The following is a 19,462-nucleotide window of genomic DNA, read 5'->3' as shown; positions in this document are numbered from 1 at the left end:
CCCTTTTTTTAATTCAACTGAGCGGCCAGCAACGGCCAGCGCGCTTCGAAATCATCTGTTGGGTGGTAACGAAATTCGCTGCGTACAAAGCGTGACAGCATGCCTTCGCAAAAAGCCAGTAACTGGCTGGCTAACAGCGTTTCATCTACTGTGTAGCTTTCTCCTTCACGCATTTTCCGTTCCCGCATCACCTGGCGCAGTTGGGCTTCAATACGTTCAAACAATTGATTAATACGCCCCTGTAACCGGTCCTGTTCAAACATTAATGCATGGCCGGTAAGAATGCGGGTTAACCCTGGGTTGCGTTCGCCAAACCCCAAAATAAGCAGCACGATCAGCCTTAAACGCGCGGTGGTATCCTTTTCATCTTTCAATATCAGGTTGATACGAGTGATAAGGCTGTCTTCGATAAATTCGATAAGGCTATCGAACATGCGCGTTTTGCTGGGAAAATGGCGGTAAAGTGCGGCTTCAGAAACACCCACCGTGGCAGCCAGTTTTGCTGTGGTAATACGTTGGCTGCCATCACTTGATTCAAGCATTTGGGCCAGCGCCTGCAGTATTTCGTCGCGACGATTCCTTTTCGCCGTTTGTTTTTCTGCCATGTTCTAAAATACCCCTGAAATAAGCAATGACCAGGTAATGCCCACACATTAATCCTGACCCGCAGGCTGATTTTCCTGCGGGGCCATCATCGAATTACTGATGTCTGGCGGGGCTGTCCCTGGATTATTATTGGCGGCCAGAATGGCCGAAACCGCCTTCTCCACGATCCGTAGTGGCAAAATCTTCAACAATATTAAATTCAGCCTGTACGACCGGTACAAAAACCATTTGTGCCAGGCGCTCACCGGGCTCGACAGTAAAAGTGGTTTGCCCACGGTTCCATACCGATACCATTAACTGCCCCTGATAATCGGAATCAATCAGGCCAACCAGGTTACCCAGCACAACACCGTGTTTATGACCAAGCCCGGAGCGCGGTAAAATTACTGCCGCCAGCGAAGGGTCTGCAATATGGATAGCCAGCCCGGTCGGCACCAGTGTGGTTTGCCCGGGGGCGAGGTCGAAAGCCTCATCAAGACAGGCGCGCAGATCGAGCCCGGCGGAGCCAGAGGTGGCGTAAGTTGGCAAGGGAAATTGCTGGCCAACACGCGGGTCCAGAATCTTAACGTCGATTTTTTTCATCATAACGGGTAATGATCTCGTCCAGTAACAATTGACCAAGCTGGGTTTTGCTGGTTAACGCCAGCGCTTTATCCCCATCTTGCCAGAAGAGGTGCAACGCATTCATATCACTATTAAACCCCTGGCCTGCAACAGAAACGTCATTTGCGCAGATTAAATCCAGGTGTTTGCGGGTTTGTTTTTGCCGGGCATATTCTTCCACATTACTTGTTTCGGCAGCAAACCCGACAACATAAGGGCGGTTTTCCGTTAACCCGGCCACGCCAGCAATAATATCCGGGTTTTTTACCATTTTTATGATCAACCCGTCTTCATCACTTTGTTTTTTTATTTTCTCCGCAGCGATTTGTTCGGCGCGGAAATCGGCGACGGCGGCACAGCCAATGAAAATTGCCTGCTTTTGCACGGATTGCTGCACAATCGCATTCATTTCCTGCGCGGTTGTTACGTCAACACGCAGTACGCCTTGCGGAGTGGGGAGTGATACCGGCCCGCTGACCAGAGTGACATTGGCCCCTCTCTTTGCTGCGGCAGCAGCAAGAGCAAAACCCATTTTTCCGGAACTGTGATTGGTAATATACCTTACGGGATCCAGGGGTTCACGCGTTGGGCCTGCTGTTATCATGATATTCAGATCTTTCAGGTCCTGGCTGTGGCTGAAATGTTGCTCTGCCATTTCAACTATTACCAGTGGGTCAAGCATTCTGCCTGGCCCTACGTCGCCACAGGCCTGGCTACCACTGTCCGGGCCCCAAATAAGTAACCCACGTTCGGCCAGGCGTTCAATATTTTGTTGGGTAGCTGTGGCCCGGAACATCTGCTGGTTCATGGCCGGAACGACGGCAACAGGGGCGGGTGTCGCCAGGCACATCGTGCTGACCAGGTCATTTGCCATGCCGGCAGTCACCCGGGCAATTAAATCAGCTGTGGCCGGAGCCAGAATCACCAGGTCTGCCCACTTGCCCAGCTCAATATGCCCCATTGCTGCTTCTGCTGCAGTATCCAGCAAGCTTTCTGATACCGGGTGCCCGGATACGGCCTGCAGAGTGAGTGGGGTGATGAACGCTTTTGCCGCTTCGGTCATAACAACACGCACTTCTGCGCCATGGTCGCGCAACCTGCGTACCAGTTCAGGGGTTTTATAGGCAGCAATGCCGCCACTAATACCCAGGACAATTTTTTTACCGGACAAACCCATGGTGATGTTCCCGTCTGTATGAAAACAAGATGCGGCATGTTACCACAAATCATGCAAACGAGGTTTTACTGCCCTTGATTCTCTGCGTACAGGCTCGCAGCCAGCGTATTGTCCATTCGCCAGGAAGAGATGCAGATGGCATTGTGGCACCGGTTTGACGTGCAGGCGTGGCAACAGGAGGTGTGATGGAGAATGTGGCAGGGCTTCCCCCGCGAGAGAAACTGATGAAATATGGTGCGAAAGCGCTGACGGATGTAGAACTTCTGGCATTATTTTTACGTACTGGCAAGCGAGGTGTGCATGTGCTGACGTTGGCACACCAGTTACTGGTTCATTTTGGTTCTCTCAGGGCTTTATTAAGCGCTGATTTGGCTCAAATTCGCAAGGTGGGCGGAATTGGGGTGGCGAAATATGCCGAACTGAATGCGATTACTGAGTTGGCCTGCCGCTTTCACGCATCCGCTCTGGCGGAAATGGATACGCTGAATAATCCTCATGTTGTCCGGCAGTTTTTACAAAATGAGCTGGCATCAGAGGAGCGGGAAATTTTCATGGTGTTGTTTTTGGATAACCATAACAGAGTGATTGAACATCAGAGAATGTTTTCCGGAACACTCACCCATGTTGAGGTTTATCCGCGCGAAGTGGTGCGCCAGGCCATTAAACTTAATGCAGCGAGTGTTATTTTCGCTCATAATCACCCATCGGGCCGGGCCGAACCCAGCCGCGCTGACCAGTTAATCACCCAAAGGTTGGTAGAAAGCTGCCAATTTATGGATATTCGTGTGCTTGACCATCTGGTTATTGGGCGTGGAGAGACCGTTTCTTTCGCAGAAAGAGGGTGGATTTAGGGCAATTTACGCGATCCTCCGGGATCTTTATTTGTTCGGGACTTGAGCACATCCCTGAGTCAGCGTATACTACGCCACCTTTGAGAATCTCGGGTTTGGCAATTGGGCCTGGCATCACGAGTTCACATTGAACCGGAAGACCAGGCCAGCACAGGCCTGACGAGGCTGCCGATACCCTTTACGAAGCTCGAGCTAATTTGATTTTTGGAGAATAGACATGTCCCGAGTCTGCCAAGTTACTGGCAAGCGTCCGGTGACCGGTAACAACCGTTCACACGCACTGAACGCGACTAAACGCCGTTTTCTGCCGAACCTGCACTCTCACCGTTTTTGGGTAGAGAGCGAGAAGCGTTTTGTAACCCTGCGTGTATCTGCTAAAGGTATGCGTGTAATTGATAAAAAAGGCATCGAATCAGTTCTGTCTGATCTGCGTGCCCGTGGCGAGAAGTACTAAGAGGAATTAAATCATGGCTAAAGGTGTTCGCGAGAAGATCAAGCTGGTTTCTTCTGCTGGTACTGGTCATTTCTATACCACCACGAAGAACAAACGTACTAAACCCGAAAAACTGGAACTGAACAAATACGATCCGGTTGTTCGTAAGCACGTTGTATACAAAGAAGCTAAAATTAAATAATTTTAGTGGCTTTGTGAGAAACGGTCCTTCGGGGCCGTTTTTTTATGCCTGGAATTTCCCACCTTCAATCCCCATATCATCATGGTGCTGGCTTACATGTTGGTGTCTGTTTGCCAGATGCGTTTGTGAACAGGTTTTGCCGCCACAAGGTAAACTGAAAGATCAAAGAGGATGCCATGCCCGAATTACCAGAAGTTGAAACCAGCCGACGTGGAATTGAGCCCCATTTAGTGGGCGCGACGATTCAGTTTGTTGAAGTTCGCAATGGACGCCTGCGCTGGCCTGTTTCTGATGAAATCTATCGTCTGAGTGATGTGCCTGTACTGAGTGTGCAGCGCAGGGCGAAGTACCTGCTACTGGAACTCCCCACGGGCTGGATAATCGTCCATCTTGGTATGTCTGGCAGCTTGCGTGTCTTGCCGCAGGATGCGCCACCAGAAAAACATGACCATGTCGATGTCATTTTATCTAACGGTAAGTGCCTGCGTTATACCGACCCTCGTCGGTTTGGCGCGTGGTTATGGGCTTCAGAGCTGGAAGGGCACCCTGTGTTGGCTCATTTAGGGCCTGAACCGCTCACAGAGGTGTTTAATGCTGAATACCTGTATCAGAAGAGCCGAAGTAAAAAAATCGCGGTAAAGCCCTGGTTGATGGACAACAAGCTCGTAGTGGGAGTAGGGAATATTTATGCCAGTGAATCACTCTTTGCTGCGGGTATACACCCGGACAGGGTGGCACATTCGTTATCGCCAGAGGATGCGAAACGTCTGACTCAGGCAATTAAAGCGGTACTGGCCCACTCAATTGAGCAGGGCGGAACAACACTGCGCGATTTCCTGCAAACGGACGGTAAGCCCGGGTATTTTGCTCAGGAATTGCAGGTTTATGGCCGGGCAGGGGAATTATGCCGCCAGTGCGGGACAGCGATTAAAAGTGGTAAACACGGGCAACGTACAACTTTTTGGTGTCCGTGTTGCCAGCATTAAACCCTCAGGGAGCCGGGTTGTTAGTGTTTATCTTTGCTAACAATGCCTGATGCACATTGGGAGGCAGAAAAGCACTGACATCGCCATGATGCCTCGCCACTTCTTTGACCAGTGATGATGAGATAAAAGACCAGTCACGCGATGGCATCAGGAAAATGCTTTCAAGCCCGGGCATCAGGTGGCTGTTCATATGAGCGAGTTGCATTTCATATTCGAAATCAGCCACAGCGCGAACGCCTCTCACCAGTACCTGAGCATTTTGCAGGCGGGCGAATTCTGCCATTAATTCACTGAACCCCACTACCTGGACATTGGACAGATGAGCAGTAGCGTCTTTTGCCAGTGCTTCACGTTCAGCCAGTGAAAACAACGGTTTTTTACCGGGGCTTGCGGCAATAGCCAGGATCAATGTGTCGAACATCCTGGATGCCCGGGTGATAATGTCGATATGACCATTGGTTATTGGGTCAAATGTGCCGGGGTATATCGCGCGTACACTCATGGCTGTTTTTCCGTGTAACCGTGGTTAATAGCCCATAATTCAGCATACTTGTTAAAGGTATACTGTGCGTTAACAACTGCAAGTATCCAGCCTTGTTTTCCATCCAGAACACCTCCCCGCAGCAGTAACGTCTTCACAAATGCCCCAATTGTATGGGTGAAAATACTGATGACAGAGGTTTGCTTACCTTGTTGATGCCGTTCATGGGCCCAGGTGGTGGCGTACTGCAGTTGTTTGGCCTGAAAGACACCCAGGTCGCGGCAGGTGAGGTGGATAAAGTCACCCTGCAATCGGGTTTGCGGCGCACCGGGAGCATCCAGTGATTCATGGACCTGGTTGCCGTTGTACTGGTACTTCTCCCTGGCATACAGGCGGGTTACTCGGTCAGGATACCATCCACTATGGCGCATAAAACGCCCCAAAAACAAGTTACGCCGGTTGATGATATACACTGTTTCATCGGGCGGGTTATTCAGCACCGACTGAATTGCTGATTTTAATTCAGGTGTAACGCGCTCATCGGTATCGATCATCAAAACGTAGTCGCCCGTAGCGTAACCCTGGGCGCGCTGGCGTTGAATGCCAAACCCTTGCCAGTCGGGTGATGAATGCACAACAGCACCGTGAGCGGCGGCAATCGCCATGGTGCTGTCGGTACTGCCTGAATCCAGCAGAATCACTTCATCAGCCCAGTCTACTGATTTCAGGCACTCTTCCAGCGTATCTGCCGCATTACGGGCAATCATAACAACGGATAACCGGTATGCCATTAGTGGCTCCGCTGAGGAAGATAAGGTTGAAGGAGTTGCAACAGGCGTTGTAATGCACCCTGGTTTTGATACAGCACTTCAACGGCATGTCGGCCGTACCACAGACGATAGTCTTCGTCGTTCAGCAAGCCGGAGACCGTTTTGACCAGTGATGCAGCATCGGTGACGGTTATCAGGCCATCTGCCTGCTGTAACCTGGCACAAATATCCTTGAAATTAAAGGTATGTGGCCCCATCAGCACTGGAATTGCGTGTGCTGCAGGCTCCAGCGGGTTATGCCCACCACGTTCCACCAGGCTACCACCCACAAAAGCCAGGTCGGCAATACCATAGAGCAGCATCAGTTCGCCCATGGTGTCACCAATCACTACCTGAGTGCTGCCTGACGGGATCTCACCCGTGCTGCGTAGTGTGTAACTGAACCCGGCTTTTTGCGTCATTTCTTCGGCATCGCGGAAACGTTCCGGGTGGCGGGGCACCAGGATTAACAGCAGGCCTGGAAAACTTGCCAGTAATTGACGATGTGCTTCCAGAATAATTTGTTCTTCGCCATCGTGGGTGCTGGTTGCTATCCACACCCGGCGGCGTGGAGCCCACTGGCGGCGTAGTGTGACTGCCCTTGCGGCCAACTCTGGTGTAACGGAAATATCGAATTTCAGGCTACCGGTAATGGCAAGATGGCTGCGTTTGAGGCCCAATTCCAAAAAACGGTTACCGTCTTCGTCGTTCTGTGCCGCTATCAGGGTAATTTTGCCAAGAACCCGCCGAATGAAGCCACTGAGTTTACCGTAACCTTTTGCTGAGCGTTCCGACATACGGGCATTCGCCACCACAAGGGGAATTTTGCGTGCGTGCAGGGCAGAAATCATATTCGGCCACAACTCTGTTTCCATCACAATGACCAGCCTGGGACGAACTGTATCCAGAAAGCGGTTCATTGAACCGGGTAAATCATAAGGCAGGTACACATGGTGGACATCTTTGCCAAATGCAGACATAACCCGTTCAGACCCGGTTGGCGTCATGGTGGTAACGGTAATGGGTAAGGCTGGGTAACGGTGGCGCAGGGCACGCACCAGCGGGATGGCTGCCAGTGTCTCACCCACGGAAACTGAATGCAGCAGGATACCTTCTGGGGCGACTTTCCCACTGCAAAAACCATAGCGTTCGGCCCAGCGTTTCCGGTACGCCGGGGCTTTACGGCTGCGTAGCAGAAGCCTTAGCCAAACAAATGGCTGAATAAGGTAGAGTAGAAAGGTATATAGTAATTCCAAACTAATATCCGGTTTTTCATTTATTGCCGGGGCAAATTCTAAGCATTTACCCTGGTTAAAGCTATTTTTATTGACGCTATTACGAATAACGCCAGGGCTACGAGTGATGGGCTGATGCCCTGGCAATGCTCAGTAATTATGCGAATCAGGCCGGTGACTGTAAAATTTTACGTAACCGGAAATAGCGACGGCCTAAGCGCCAGCGTAGCCGTAGGCTGTGTGCGTTGCGCCACACCAGTTTCCACACACCCTTATCGAAAAATTCTTGCACTATCATTCGTTGTTTTTGTGGGTCCTTCATATTGAAGAAGGTATGCAGAATACCCAGCCCTTCTTTGGCAATTTGCCAGCGGCAAGCTGGAATATGTTGCACTTTTTCCGGGTAGCGCTGATTAATTTCATCCAGCATCTGCAAAATTTTCATGTAATGGCGGGCTGAGCGGATCAGTGTGTCATCGTTGTCCGGCATATGCGAAACCGACGCTGAGTGAATGTAATAATCATAAAATTGCTCGTCAGTATACTGCACACGATCCGCCGCCAGCAGTACCTCTGTTGTCCATGGAATATCCTGGTGGCGCAGGCCGGGCTCAAAAGAGAAATGATGCGCACGAATGAAATCATGGCGGTAGAGGTTAAGCCAGGTAACATGCAGGAACTTCCGGGAGTCGAGAGCTTGTTTTAGCCATTGGGCTCCGGTGAGTACACCGGTCGACTGTAATTTGTCTTTTGGGAAAATTGGCCTGCTCGGTTTTTTATTATTTTCCCAGATATAGTTACCATTGCAGGTAACAACATCTAAATTTCCTGTCTGTGCCATATCCAGCATACGGCGGTACATACCCGGGCGAAAGTAATCGTCAATATCCGGGAATGACAAGTAAAGCCCTGTTGCCTCTGCCAGGCCAGTATTACGTGCTACAGATACGCCCTGGTTTGCCTGATCAATAATTTTCATGTTGGCAAACTGTGGCTGCCACTGGTGAATAATATCCACAGAGTTATCAGTTGAACCATCATTCACCATGATAACTTCCATATCATCAATAGATTGTGCCGAAAGACACTGGAAAAATTGTTCCAAAAAAGCGGCGCCATTGTAGACGGCGACCACAACACTGAGTTGTGGGCATGTAGCGTGGTGCATAAAATACCTGATTTAACGTTGTGCCAGTGTAAGGTAGTGCTGGCAAATGGTTCGGATACTATAATTCTCAATCGTATCTGTATTGATTCTGGGAGGTGTTTCCCAGATATCCCTCATTGCCCTGGCAAGATCGGCATCATTCATTTGTGCCAGCCCCCGGGATAATTCACCAGTTAATATCTCAGAAGGCCCACCAGGGCAGTCGGTACTGACCGGAGGTGTCTGGCAGATAATCGCTTCAACCAGTACATTGCCAAACCCTTCGCAATCTGAGCTTAACACGAGCTCTTTGGCATGTTTAATCCATGGATAGGGGTTAGTTTCAAACGATTTAAATAGCACCCTGTCTCCAACACCGGCATTGACCGCCAGTGATTTAAGATACTCGATTCTGTCTGGGGAGCCTTTCCCCATTAATACCAATGGAGCCTGAATACCACTTTTAGCATAGGCACGTATTAACCTGTCATGGCGTTTAAGCTCATGAAAACGCCCTACATGAATCAAATATTCCTGGCCGGAAAACTCACAAGGTTGCAGGGCCAGCGCCTGAATATGCGCGATATCAAAAGGGTTATAAATGACGCACTTGCGGGATGGTTTAATCGCCAGATTTTCTGTCAAATCATCCAGTACGGCCTGCGAAACAGCCACAATTTGCGCCCCCCGATACACCCGGCAGATTTTTGTCATTTTCAGCCAGCGCGAGAAACCCCGCTTGTGCACCAGATAAGAAAACGAAAACATGCCGTGGATGCAGAACCAAAGTTTATGGCGTGGAATCACTTTCGTATAGGAAACGATACGGTCTGTTTTGTGCAGATGAGAGCAGATAAGATCAAATTCCCCGCCTATTTGCTCTGCTGTCTGGTAAGCATCATCCAGTAGCTGAGCGCGCCGCTTTAGCTCAGTTAGTTTACGCCAGGGTGTGCGGCAGGTATCCTGGATAATGTGAAAATCAACGCCGTCAGGAATGGTGTAATCACAAACGTCGCGCAGTGAAAAAATGGAGACACGGTGCCCCATTTCCAGTAATCCTCGGGCCAGCGTCAGCACTGTTTTTTCGGCCCCACCACCGGGTAGCCCATCGATAATCATCAGGATACGCATCATCATTCCAGTAAATTTTTATACAGCGTAATTAATTGCTGCGAAAGCCTTGCCGGTGTCTCATTTTTAACCCGGACACGTGCAAGTTCCCCCATTTTGTTGTCGTTATTCAATGATGGTATCGCACTTACAGCTTGTGTTAGCTGGTTGATATCCAGTGCACCACAAATAAACCCACTTTCCTGATCTACGATAAATTCAGAACCACCACATGTTGGGGTGGTTATGACAGGTAAACCACACGCCATTGCTTCGAGAATGACATTTGGGAATGGGTCATATTTTGTTGGTAATAACAACCCATCAGCGGCCTGGTAAAACGGTAATGTTTGTTTTTGTACGCCCATAAACCGAATTCGCTCCAGGCATCCCAGAGACTGAGCAAGTTTCCGGTACTGTTGTTCATTTTTATCTTGCCCAACAATGAGCAAATAACGGTTAGTTGGGGCTATGGCCTTGATAGCACTGGCTAACCCTTTACGATCAAATCCGGACCCAACAAAAACCAGTACGACAGCCTGGTGAGGTATCGCTAAATTATCCCGCAATGCCTGGCGCTCGTCTGGTGTCGCAGGTAAAAACCGGGAGGAATCAATAGCATTATAGATGACGTGTATTTTTTCTTCCGGAAAACCAAAAGTTTCTATGATCTCCCGTTTCACCATTTCAGCATTACAAATAACGGCACGCAGTTGCGGTGACTGATACATCGCTCGCTCGGCAGCAACAACATAACGGTGATACCGATCGTTCATCAATAATGCGCGCCGCCAGGCTGGTAATGTTTGTGCGCGAAGGGTTAACCAGCGTTGATGTACGCCATCGCCAGCCCGGTAAATATCACAACCGGCAATTCGCTCATGGCTTTGTACCAGATCAAATTTTTCCTTCAGCCATAGTTCTCTGGCCGAACGGGCAAACCCTCGCTCACGGCTAATGCGTCCCAATTTGGCAGGGTTGCAAATGTGAATGTGCCAGTTTTCATTTCGTTCACCCTGCCATTCCCGGGTGATAACATTTAACTCCAGATTCTCGCCTTCCAACGCTTCCAGCGCTCTGGAAACGAAACGCTCAGCGCCACCATCCGGGCGATATTTTTGCCTGACTATGGCTAAACGGTATGGTTTCATCAGAGATATTTCCTTGCTGCATTAATAACGGCCTCTGCAGGAATGGCATCCAGATAGCGTTCGCTGGTGTGTGTATCTATGGCATCAGGGTCTGGCAATGGACCGTAGTCGCCAGCCCAAATGACCTCTCCTGTTGCTTGCCAGGGGCGCCAGAATTGCAGTTTGGAAGGGCCAAATAGCGCGATACATGGGGTATGTAAGGCAGCAGCCATATGCATGGGAACCGAATCGACCCCAATGAATAATTTTGCATGGTCAATCAATGCGGCTAATTGCTGCAAGGTTAATTCACCGGCAAGGGAGTAAACGCCTTCAACAGGGCAGTTTGCCTGGATTTCAGCGATCATTGCCCGTTCTTTTTCATCTGGCCCTGAAGTGAGAATAATAGGGAAACCTTGTTGTTGTAGTTCGCAAATGGTTTGCGCCATTTTTTCTTCACTCCAGCATTTGAAAAACCAACGAGAGGTCGGCTGGATAATGATATACGGCGCTGAAACATTCAGCGCTTTTAGTTTATTCTCGACGGCCTGCCAGGCGGTTGGGGGCCAGGCCATTTTGACATCACTGACTGTGGGAATAGCAAAAGGTGCAAAAATGGACAAATTCTGCTCTACAGTGTGCATTTTCTGGTGCCCGGAAACGGAGGCCAACTGGGTATGGCAACAGGACCAGATATGCCCTTTGCGCTTGTTGAAGCCGAAACCAATACGTACTGGCGCGCCGGTGAATCTTGTAACCAGAGCGCTACGCCACTGGTCTGCCAGGTTGAGTACCAGATCATAATGCTGCTTACGCAGTTGCTTTAGCAGTTGCCATTCTTTGGTAAGATGTTGGCGAGTCCCCAGCTTTTTCCACTTCCGGTCAATGCCATAGATGTGATTTATAGATGGCAGAGCGGAGAGCATCTCCCGGGTTTCTTCATACAGCAGAACATCAATAGTTGCTTGCGGCCATTGAGCCCGAAGGGTTTCCAGCACGGGTGACATCAGCAGCATATCGCCATGGTGGCGGAGTTTAATGACCAGAACGCGGATATCTGGCTTGCCCACAAATGAAGAAATCGATGTGCTCATAATATCTTTCTGTAGTTTACTTGTGCCAATTCTAATAGACGTGGCCTGGTGTGGCTATCATTCCCCTCTATCAATCGAGTATTGTTGGCGTTAACAACACTTGTGCGTAACATTAGCAACATACTTTCAATGGACTCCTGCACTGTTATGAAAAAACCGGCATTTATCATCACCATTGATACTGAAGGGGATAACCTTTGGCAAAATCATCATCAAATCACTACGGAGAATGCCAAATTTCTGCCGCGTTTTCAGTCTCTTTGCGAGAAATTTGGTTTTAAACCCGTCTGGCTGACTAACTATGAAATGGCGGTTGATCCTGTCTACATTGAATTCGCTTCCGATGTGATTGCTCGTGGGCAGGGGGAAGTGGGGATGCACCTGCATGCCTGGAACAGTCCACCGGATTATGATCTCACTGGAGATGACTGGCGTTATCAACCCTATCTTATTGAATTTCCCGATTCAGTTTTACGGGAAAAAGTCTTGTTTATGACCCGGTTGCTGGAAGACACCTTCCAGACCAAAATGCTCAGCCATCGTGCAGGGCGGTGGGCTTTTGATTCACGTTATGCTCAGCTTTTGATCGAGTCAGGATACCAGGTGGACTGTTCGGTTACTCCTCGGGTTGACTGGCGTTTTACTCCGGGTGCCCCAAATGGGCAGGGTGGGACTAATTACCGAAACTTCCCAACCAGCGCTTATTTTATTGATCCTCAACGGATACACCAGGCGGGCGAGTCTTCATTGCTGGAAGTGCCAATGAGTATTCAATATAAGCATTCTGCCTGGCTGAATATTTTGAAACAAGGGTATGATAACTTGCGTGGAAGGAGACGTAGTCCTTCGGTTTACTGGTTACGCCCTGATGGGAAAAATCTTGAAACGATGAAAATGGTAGCATGTGATACCCTTGCACAGGGAAATGATTATGTTGAATTCATGCTGCATTCATCTGAGTTTATGCCTGGAGGTAGCCCGACATTTAAGGATGAAGCTTCTATTAACAAATTGTATCACGACCTGGAAGAATTATTTGGCTGGCTCGCTGAACGCACACAAGGGATGACACTGGCTGAATTTTACGCCAACCGAAAACGTGCTACTGCATGCCCTGTATAGTGGAATATATACTTGCAGTATGACAATCCGCACTATCAGTATGCGGATTGTCTGTAGATCTGAGAGCTATTGTATATCGAGATGAGAATTTGCTACCGGTTGAACAGGATTAGGCGTTTCCCGGGGGAAAAGTAGCCCTAACGAAATAATAATAATGTAGAATTGAATAGCTTCTGAACTGATTAACAGCACATCAGTAATGCCATACAAAATCATAAAGCCAGCGCTGAATAATAAAACAGGCAACTGTCTCCTTATACCGGTGTAAATCAGCATTACGTAGAAAAAAAGTAATGATAACCCGCCCATTAATCCCTGTAATGACAGGCTGTCAATAAACTCATTGTGCAAGTGAATACTCAGGTAATGGAGTGAAGACTGGTAGTGTGGGTATTGTTTTACATACGCTATAGTGGTGTCTGCGCGCGTTCCCATGGACTGACCTGCAGGGTGCTCTACAAATGCATGTACACCAACTGCCCACATAGAGAATCGGGCACCCAGTGAGGTATTATCGTTGCCTTCCTGATAATCACTCACTTCGTTCAGCGTTTGGTCTATTTTGGGTTTAATATAAGGCTTGTACAATGCTGCAAAACAAACAGCAACAAGAACACTGACGATAAGCAGTGATTTAATATGAATTTTTCTAAAGTGGTATAATGTCAGGCATGCAACCATGAATAAATAGCAAATCATAGCCGCCCGGGTGCCAGTGAGGATTATGAGACAATAAGAAACTATAATAGTGGCGCCTGCAATTATATACCCAATTTTGCTACGTAGTGTATATAATGCAAAAATAATAAAAACTGAAAAAGTGGAATAGACATAAGCGGCAATTGTTGGGCGGTTAATCCCCATTTCTACCCGGTTAATATGGTTAAACGCCTGAAAGAAGCCATAAGCAGTTGCAGATACAAAACCACAGAAAAGAATGGCTAATCCTATGTTTTTATACTGTACAGTCCTTAATTCTTTTATAAACTGCTCAGCATAAAATACTAAAAAACCACCAAGAAGTAGTTTTTTGCCACCATCAAGGTAATCATTATAAAAATTTAAATCTCCATGTTTTTGTTGGAAGAGAAGATACCAACAAATTTTAACCAGACCCAGGATAATTATCGGGAAAGAGATGCTGGAAAAAGAAAATTTTACTTTTCGAAAGTTGAGTATCAATCCTAACAGGCTGCAATAAATAGCTATATAGAACAGATTACGCTGATACCCGGAGCTGATAAGTGCAACCGATACCGAGGCTACACTAAGAAAATAAATCATAAATAACAGAGATTTATTCAGTTTTTCCATAAATATTTTAGGGCCTTTTTCTTGTAGCTGAACCTGACATTGGGTGACAGAAAAAAACTGAAAGAAAAGAGAGATTGCACCTGACGTGAAACGGCTTCAGTTTGTGCTTCTGTTAGCCATTGCTTTTGTTTAACCAGGATATCCAGCCAGTGGCAAAGAACCAGACAATGAAATTTGCCAGGGAAGATGTTCTGCATCTTTTCTGTACAGATAATCAGATTTTGGATTTTAACATTATCGAGATCATTGGACAGACTATTTTCCCGCTTAATGTAGTAATAATGTCCTTGCTTTTGAAACCAGATGTTTTGAGAGCGCATGACTATAGCGGGGAACACAAAAAAATCCTCATAGCAAGTCATGGGGGCTATTGGTTCAGCCAGGTAATGGGAACGAAGAATAAACTGCCCAATAAGGTGTGCCTGGAAGTCTTTATGAATCAGAAAACGCCGTATTGTCTCATCCCGGGACAATGCAACAGGAGACAATCCAGGCCAGAAATGTGTTATTTTTGCCGGATCCCGAATTTCTTCCAGATGGGTTAAAAACATATCAGGAGAATGTTTTCTGAGAAAAGGAACAATATCATCAAGGCTATTTTTGATTAATAAATCATCACTGTCAAGCATCGTAATATACTTGCCTGAAGCCTTTTCAATAGCCGCCTGACGGGTTTTCCCGATATTGCAGAATTCTACATGAAGTGATAATACCGATATACCAGGAGGCGCGAAATTATCAATAATTTCCTGTGTTCCGTCAGATGAGCCATCATTTACAAGAATAATTTCCACTTCGTTTGCAACCGTACGGCTGGCATCCAGTAAACTTTGCAGTGTTTCTGATAATGTCTTTTCACCATTATGCGCGGCAATAATAATGCTCAGAAAGGGTGCCATATCTCTACTCATGAATGTGAATAGCGGGTGTGATGTTCATTAGAAGTACAACTTGCAACAAAATTCTCAATGGCGTCCAAATCATCTCTACTCAGTGCAAACAGCTCTTCACGAGGTTTATCAAAGTAGTAGCGTGTTTCAAACACAAAAGATTTTATATTGGAATCATCCCCAATAAGCAAAACGTTACCCAATGGACGTTGCTCGTGAGGGCAACAAGGACCATATAACAAAATAACTGGTGTGCCTACTGCATCCGCAATATAGACATTGCCGGAATCGGAGGCAATGTAGCAGTCCATTTGTGAAATAGCCCATGGAACATCTTCAAGGTCAATTTTACCAATCATGTTAACCAGATTGGGCTTACTTTCCGTATGACGCATCAGGTCGTCAAGCCAGGGTTGTTCATTGCTGGCACCAAAAATGTAATAAACGCATGGCATTCCTGCCAGTTTATCGAAAATGAGCGACCAGGTAGCGGGGGGAATAGTTTTTGCTTTGTTGCCTGCTGAAATACTCAGACCTATTTTTACTGCACCTGTTAAGTCAAATTCAGGCGCGTGATTTGCGGGATGGTAAAGTGGGCGTGTCGCGTGTTTGGGCGCATCTTGCCAGGTCAGGGATCTGTCTGCCAGTTTGAGGTAATTTGTCACTGTCAGCGACATTTTGGTGTGTTCAACCACACCTTTAGCTGTGGTATAGAAAATCCCGTGATACCAACGGCGCGTATAAATAGATAAAAACTGTTTATCAGGTGCGTTACAGACCGCTGCAAAGAATAAATTAACACTATTTGGGTGTAGTAAATACACATGTTCGTAGCGGTTCATAAGATAAACGGCAAAGCGTAATTTAGCGGCCAGTGACTGTTTTTTTTGCTCAATAAAATAGAGTGTATCTATAGTATTGTCGCGTTGTGCCAGTGGTGCTATCACAGAGCTAATCAGTACATCACTTTTCCCGCACCATGCCAGTAATGGCGTCATATTGACGAAATCACCAATTTTCGCGGTTTGGATGATGAGTGTTTTGCCTGTGGGTTTATAAAACAGCTTCTTAAACAGTTTTACAGGTATAAGCAGAATAAAAAGGAATACGTAGCTCATCTATTATGGTTTCACGAAAAAAGGTAGATGAAGTTCCCATAGGGTACGGAGTACCTGCGATGCAGAAATATCAGCCATCTCTCTGGTTTTGCTAATTATTTGATGCTGATTTTTTCCGTATCCCCCAATTAAAGCAGGGTCTGTTGGGCCAAAAAGTGTGATATTGGGGCGATCGAGAGCCGCAGTTAGATGGCTAAGCCCGGTATCGACAGACACAACGGCGCATGCTCCCGCCAGAACTTTAGCGACCTCCTCCAGTGATAATTTTGGGAGGACTTCAACATGTGGGTTTCCCTGGGCTAATTTTTCAGCTCTCAACCTTTCATGCTCTGCACCCCATGGTAGTTTAATTTTGCATCCAGTGCCGCGCATCAACTGGATAAACTCAAGCCAGCGTAACTCAGGCCAGTGCTTATCATCTCGCGTTGTGGCATGCAGACAAACAATATACTGCTCTGTATCCCTCACTGTCTGTGTCTGGAAGTGCTGTGCAATCGCGTAGTCACCCTGGTGATGCGGTTTCTCATAATTAAGGCTTTTGGCAAACAACTCACGCGTTCTTTCCACCGCATGCTGTTGGCGGGCAATGGTATGGCGGTGTTGGTAAAACAGGCAGGCCAGAGGTTCACGGGCGCTACGCCAGTCCATCCCATGTCTGGGACCACGGGCAAGACGGGTAACCAGTGCGGCGCTCTTTAGAAGCCCCTGGGCATCAATAACTGCATCATATTGAACAGACTGGATTTGTTTATGGAACGCATGACGTTCTTCAGTAACAGCAGATGAAAACCAGGCTTTACGCCAGCGGCGGATAGCCACAGGAATAACCCGATTCACACTGGTATGCCACCCTGGGATTTGGGCAAAACCTTCTTCCACCACCCAGTCGAAACGGATACCCGGTATTGCGTCGCAGGCATCTGTCAGTGCAGGTAATGTATGCAGCACATCGCCCATTGATGATGTCTTGACAATCAATACCTGCATTTAGTCTTCCTGTTCCTTGAGTAAATCGTTTAATTCAGCCAGCACGCGTTCGGGCGCAATATCTATCAGACTCTGGTGATAACCTTGTTCGCCTTCGCCTTTACGCACCTTGTGGTAACCGGAAATCAACCTTATAACCCGTGCTTTGTGAGACAATGGTGGTGTGAAGTCCGGGCTACTGGGGCCATACAATGCAACCAGCGGACGATTCAGGGCGGCGGCAACATGCATTAAGCCTGAATCGTTAGTGACAACGGACTCACAGCCTGCCAGTAACACAACAGCTTGTTCTAATGCTGTTTCACCCGCGAGGTTACGGCAATACTGGCGTTGTTCATCGTTCAGGGCTTCCCGTATTTGCTGCCCAGCTTCGTGGTCTTTTACCGAACCGAACAAAACAACCTGCTTGCCTTCGTCGATGAGTTTACCGGCCAGGGTTGCGTAGTGATAATGTGGCCAGCGTTTCGCCGGGCCAAATTCAGCTCCCGGACAAAAACCAACGACAGGGCGTTCATTTTCCAGATTAAATTGGGCCCTGACCTGTGCCTTTTCACCGTCATTGACCTGAAGTTGCGGCCATAACAAGGGCTGAGGCAAGTCTTGTGCTGAATGCATGGCACTTTTTTCATAAGCCAGAGCAACGTAGCGTTGCACCATTAACGGCCATGCTTGTTTATCCAGGGAGCGGATATCATTCAATACTCCGTAACGCATTTCTCCACGCCAACCAGTACGTTGAGGAATATTGGCAAAGAACGGCACTAACGCTGATTTAAACGAATTAGGTAGCACATAAGCGCGGTCATAGCCCTTGTTGCGCAGGCTTAAACCCAATTTACGCCGTTCGCCAATTTCCAGAGCACCATGACCAAGAGGCATGGGGATTGCCTCATTCACCTCAGGCATGCGTGATAAAAGTGGACGGCACCATGCTGGTGCCATCACATCGATCACGGCCTGTGGGTAGCGTGCCTTCAACGTGCGATAAAGGCTTTGCGACATCATCATATCGCCGACCCAGGATGGACCTGTTACCAAAATTTTCATGCCCTGATAACCATTATGCCTGACGGTTTAACCAGGCCATATATTCGGTTACCCCTTCCGCGACAGTCTTAAAGGGTTTGTCATAACCAGCAGCGCGCAGATTGGATAGATCGGCTTGCGTAAAAGCCTGGTAACGGCCTTTAAGTTTGTCCGGGAACGGAATGTATTCAATGCTGCCTTGTTTGTGCCATGCCAGAGTTGCATCGGCAACCGCCTGGAATGATTCTGCGCGGCCTGTGCCACAGTTGAAAATGCCAGAAACGCCATTTTCCCAGAACCACAAGTTAACAGCGGCAACATCGCCAACATAGATAAAGTCGCGACGGAAGTTATCGCTACCTTCAAACAGTTTCGGGTTTTCACCCTTATTCAGTTGCGTGTTCAGATGAAAGGCTACGCTTGCCATGCTGCCCTTGTGGCTTTCACGTGGACCGTAAACATTGAAATAACGGAATCCAACGATTTGAGAATCAGCCTCAGGCAAAATTTGGCGAACATACTCGTCAAACAGGAACTTAGAGTAGCCGTAAACATTTAGCGGCTGTTCATATTCACGCGACTCAATGAAATCAGATGTGCGGCCACCATAGGTCGCTGCGGATGAAGCGTAAAGGAAGGGAATTTCACGTTCCAGGCAGTAGTGCAGTAATTCTTTTGAATACTGATAGTTGTTATCCATCATGTACTTGCCATCCCACTCAGTGGTGGATGAGCAGGCACCTTCATGGAACACCGCTTCTACTTCGCCAAATTCTTCCCCAGCCATGATTTGGATAAGGAAGTCTTCTTTGTCCATATAATCGGCAATATCCAAATCCACCAGATTGGCGAATTTCGTACCATCTTTCAGGTTATCTACCACTAAGATGTCGCGATAGCCCTTATCGTTCAAAGCCTTAACAATATTGCTGCCGATAAAACCGGCGCCACCAGTGACAATAATCATATGCGTAACCTTTACCTGTTTTGAAGTGGAGCTGCGCTACGCGCCCACACAAATTGCACTAATCATATCATTACATCAGTCAGTGTCCTTCAATTATGCGCATATATTGCGTTTAGTTTGCTGTTTGCGCAGTGGTTTCCATTTTTTCAACTGGCAGTAATTCCGGATTTCATT

21 protein-coding genes are annotated in these 19,462 nt (G+C 47.7%); 5 read left to right on the top strand and 16 right to left on the bottom strand.

All coding sequences use genetic code 11. The features are described 5' to 3' along the window. Positions 1 to 8 precede the first annotated feature (8 nt). The 3 genes from slmA to coaBC form a co-directional block, all read right to left on the bottom strand. The gene (gene slmA / locus MPHASIOC01_RS27100) at positions 9 to 605 is read right to left on the bottom strand and encodes a nucleoid occlusion factor SlmA (RefSeq protein ID WP_036115693.1); all 597 of its coding nucleotides are present in this window, start codon (positions 603 to 605) and stop codon (positions 9 to 11) included. Positions 606 to 732: 127 nt separating this feature from the next. Further along, positions 733 to 1,191, bottom strand: a complete 459-nt coding sequence (gene dut, locus MPHASIOC01_RS27095) for a dUTP diphosphatase (RefSeq protein ID WP_064596207.1) — start codon at positions 1,189 to 1,191, stop codon at positions 733 to 735. Continuing rightward, positions 1,169 to 2,386, bottom strand: coding sequence for a bifunctional phosphopantothenoylcysteine decarboxylase/phosphopantothenate--cysteine ligase CoaBC (coaBC, locus tag MPHASIOC01_RS27090; RefSeq protein WP_064596203.1), 1,218 nt, complete (start codon positions 2,384 to 2,386; stop codon positions 1,169 to 1,171). The genes dut and coaBC overlap by 23 nt, the downstream gene beginning before the upstream one ends. 185 nt (positions 2,387 to 2,571) lie before the next feature. On the opposite strand from coaBC, the gene radC reads away from it, so the two are divergent. From radC to mutM, 4 genes are all read left to right on the top strand, one after another. Continuing rightward, positions 2,572 to 3,237, top strand: a complete 666-nt coding sequence (radC, locus tag MPHASIOC01_RS27085) for a DNA repair protein RadC (RefSeq protein ID WP_064596201.1) — start codon at positions 2,572 to 2,574, stop codon at positions 3,235 to 3,237. Between the two features lie 217 nt (positions 3,238 to 3,454). After that, positions 3,455 to 3,691, top strand: coding sequence for a 50S ribosomal protein L28 (rpmB, locus tag MPHASIOC01_RS27080; protein ID WP_036115703.1), 237 nt, complete (start codon positions 3,455 to 3,457; stop codon positions 3,689 to 3,691). A gap of 13 nt (positions 3,692 to 3,704) precedes the next feature. Then, the gene (rpmG, locus tag MPHASIOC01_RS27075; RefSeq protein ID WP_036115707.1) at positions 3,705 to 3,872 is read left to right on the top strand and encodes a 50S ribosomal protein L33; all 168 of its coding nucleotides are present in this window, start codon (positions 3,705 to 3,707) and stop codon (positions 3,870 to 3,872) included. A gap of 176 nt (positions 3,873 to 4,048) precedes the next feature. Continuing rightward, positions 4,049 to 4,858: a bifunctional DNA-formamidopyrimidine glycosylase/DNA-(apurinic or apyrimidinic site) lyase gene (gene mutM / locus MPHASIOC01_RS27070; RefSeq protein WP_064596199.1), complete on the top strand. Its 810-nt coding sequence runs from the start codon at positions 4,049 to 4,051 to the stop codon at positions 4,856 to 4,858. Positions 4,859 to 4,862: 4 nt separating this feature from the next. Here mutM and coaD read toward each other — a convergent pair whose 3' ends face one another. The 7 genes from coaD to rfaQ all read right to left on the bottom strand — a co-directional run bounded on the left by coaD (position 4,863) and on the right by rfaQ (position 11,864). Beyond that, positions 4,863 to 5,360 (bottom strand): pantetheine-phosphate adenylyltransferase, encoded by a 498-nt coding sequence (coaD, locus tag MPHASIOC01_RS27065; RefSeq protein WP_353613654.1) that lies wholly within the window; start codon positions 5,358 to 5,360, stop codon positions 4,863 to 4,865. Then, the gene (locus tag MPHASIOC01_RS27060; RefSeq protein WP_353613653.1) at positions 5,357 to 6,130 is read right to left on the bottom strand and encodes a glycosyltransferase family 2 protein; all 774 of its coding nucleotides are present in this window, start codon (positions 6,128 to 6,130) and stop codon (positions 5,357 to 5,359) included. Before MPHASIOC01_RS27060 ends, coaD begins: the two co-directional genes overlap by 4 nt. Further along, on the bottom strand, positions 6,130 to 7,404 hold the full coding sequence (waaA, locus tag MPHASIOC01_RS27055) for a lipid IV(A) 3-deoxy-D-manno-octulosonic acid transferase (RefSeq protein ID WP_064596189.1): 1,275 nt from the start codon (positions 7,402 to 7,404) through the stop codon (positions 6,130 to 6,132). Before waaA ends, MPHASIOC01_RS27060 begins: the two co-directional genes overlap by 1 nt. A 145-nt stretch (positions 7,405 to 7,549) precedes the next feature. Further along, positions 7,550 to 8,551: a glycosyltransferase gene (locus MPHASIOC01_RS27050; RefSeq protein ID WP_353613652.1), complete on the bottom strand. Its 1,002-nt coding sequence runs from the start codon at positions 8,549 to 8,551 to the stop codon at positions 7,550 to 7,552. Between the two features lie 12 nt (positions 8,552 to 8,563). Continuing rightward, positions 8,564 to 9,661 carry a glycosyltransferase gene (locus tag MPHASIOC01_RS27045; RefSeq protein ID WP_353614986.1) on the bottom strand — a complete coding sequence of 366 codons (1,098 nt, stop codon included), beginning with the start codon at positions 9,659 to 9,661 and terminating at the stop codon, positions 8,564 to 8,566. 2 nt (positions 9,662 to 9,663) lie between these two features. Then, positions 9,664 to 10,791 (bottom strand): glycosyltransferase family 4 protein, encoded by a 1,128-nt coding sequence (locus MPHASIOC01_RS27040; protein ID WP_064596183.1) that lies wholly within the window; start codon positions 10,789 to 10,791, stop codon positions 9,664 to 9,666. Further along, positions 10,791 to 11,864 carry a putative lipopolysaccharide heptosyltransferase III gene (gene rfaQ, locus MPHASIOC01_RS27035; RefSeq protein WP_064596182.1) on the bottom strand — a complete coding sequence of 358 codons (1,074 nt, stop codon included), beginning with the start codon at positions 11,862 to 11,864 and terminating at the stop codon, positions 10,791 to 10,793. The genes MPHASIOC01_RS27040 and rfaQ overlap by 1 nt, the downstream gene beginning before the upstream one ends. 147 nt (positions 11,865 to 12,011) lie before the next feature. Between rfaQ and MPHASIOC01_RS27030 the strand changes: the two genes are divergently transcribed. Next, a complete protein-coding gene (locus tag MPHASIOC01_RS27030) occupies positions 12,012 to 12,986 on the top strand; it encodes a polysaccharide deacetylase family protein (RefSeq protein WP_353613651.1) in 975 nt (324 codons plus the stop codon). A 66-nt stretch (positions 12,987 to 13,052) separates the two neighbouring features. Here MPHASIOC01_RS27030 and MPHASIOC01_RS27025 read toward each other — a convergent pair whose 3' ends face one another. Genes MPHASIOC01_RS27025 through rfaD form a run of 6 tightly spaced genes read right to left on the bottom strand, consistent with a single transcriptional unit; the run spans position 13,053 to position 19,288 of the window. Next, the gene (locus MPHASIOC01_RS27025) at positions 13,053 to 14,300 is read right to left on the bottom strand and encodes an O-antigen ligase (protein ID WP_064596177.1); all 1,248 of its coding nucleotides are present in this window, start codon (positions 14,298 to 14,300) and stop codon (positions 13,053 to 13,055) included. Next, complete coding sequence (locus MPHASIOC01_RS27020; RefSeq protein WP_082917837.1) at positions 14,288 to 15,199, bottom strand: glycosyltransferase family 2 protein; 912 nt, start codon at positions 15,197 to 15,199, stop codon at positions 14,288 to 14,290. Before MPHASIOC01_RS27020 ends, MPHASIOC01_RS27025 begins: the two co-directional genes overlap by 13 nt. An 8-nt stretch (positions 15,200 to 15,207) precedes the next feature. After that, on the bottom strand, positions 15,208 to 16,308 hold the full coding sequence (locus tag MPHASIOC01_RS27015; protein WP_064596173.1) for a glycosyltransferase family 9 protein: 1,101 nt from the start codon (positions 16,306 to 16,308) through the stop codon (positions 15,208 to 15,210). Between the two features lie 3 nt (positions 16,309 to 16,311). Then, entirely contained in the window at positions 16,312 to 17,295 is a 984-nt protein-coding gene (rfaC, locus tag MPHASIOC01_RS27010; RefSeq protein ID WP_064596171.1) for a lipopolysaccharide heptosyltransferase RfaC, read from the bottom strand. Next, the gene (gene rfaF / locus MPHASIOC01_RS27005; RefSeq protein WP_064596170.1) at positions 17,296 to 18,342 is read right to left on the bottom strand and encodes an ADP-heptose--LPS heptosyltransferase RfaF; all 1,047 of its coding nucleotides are present in this window, start codon (positions 18,340 to 18,342) and stop codon (positions 17,296 to 17,298) included. 13 nt (positions 18,343 to 18,355) lie between these two features. Further along, positions 18,356 to 19,288, bottom strand: coding sequence for an ADP-glyceromanno-heptose 6-epimerase (rfaD, locus tag MPHASIOC01_RS27000; protein ID WP_036115751.1), 933 nt, complete (start codon positions 19,286 to 19,288; stop codon positions 18,356 to 18,358). Positions 19,289 to 19,462 lie beyond the last annotated feature (174 nt).

Source organism: Mangrovibacter phragmitis (genome assembly GCF_040429585.1).
Lineage (GTDB): Bacteria > Pseudomonadota > Gammaproteobacteria > Enterobacterales > Enterobacteriaceae > Mangrovibacter > Mangrovibacter phragmitis.
The sequence above is the reverse complement of the archived record's forward strand: the minus strand, read 5'-3'. Positions and strand labels throughout refer to the sequence as shown.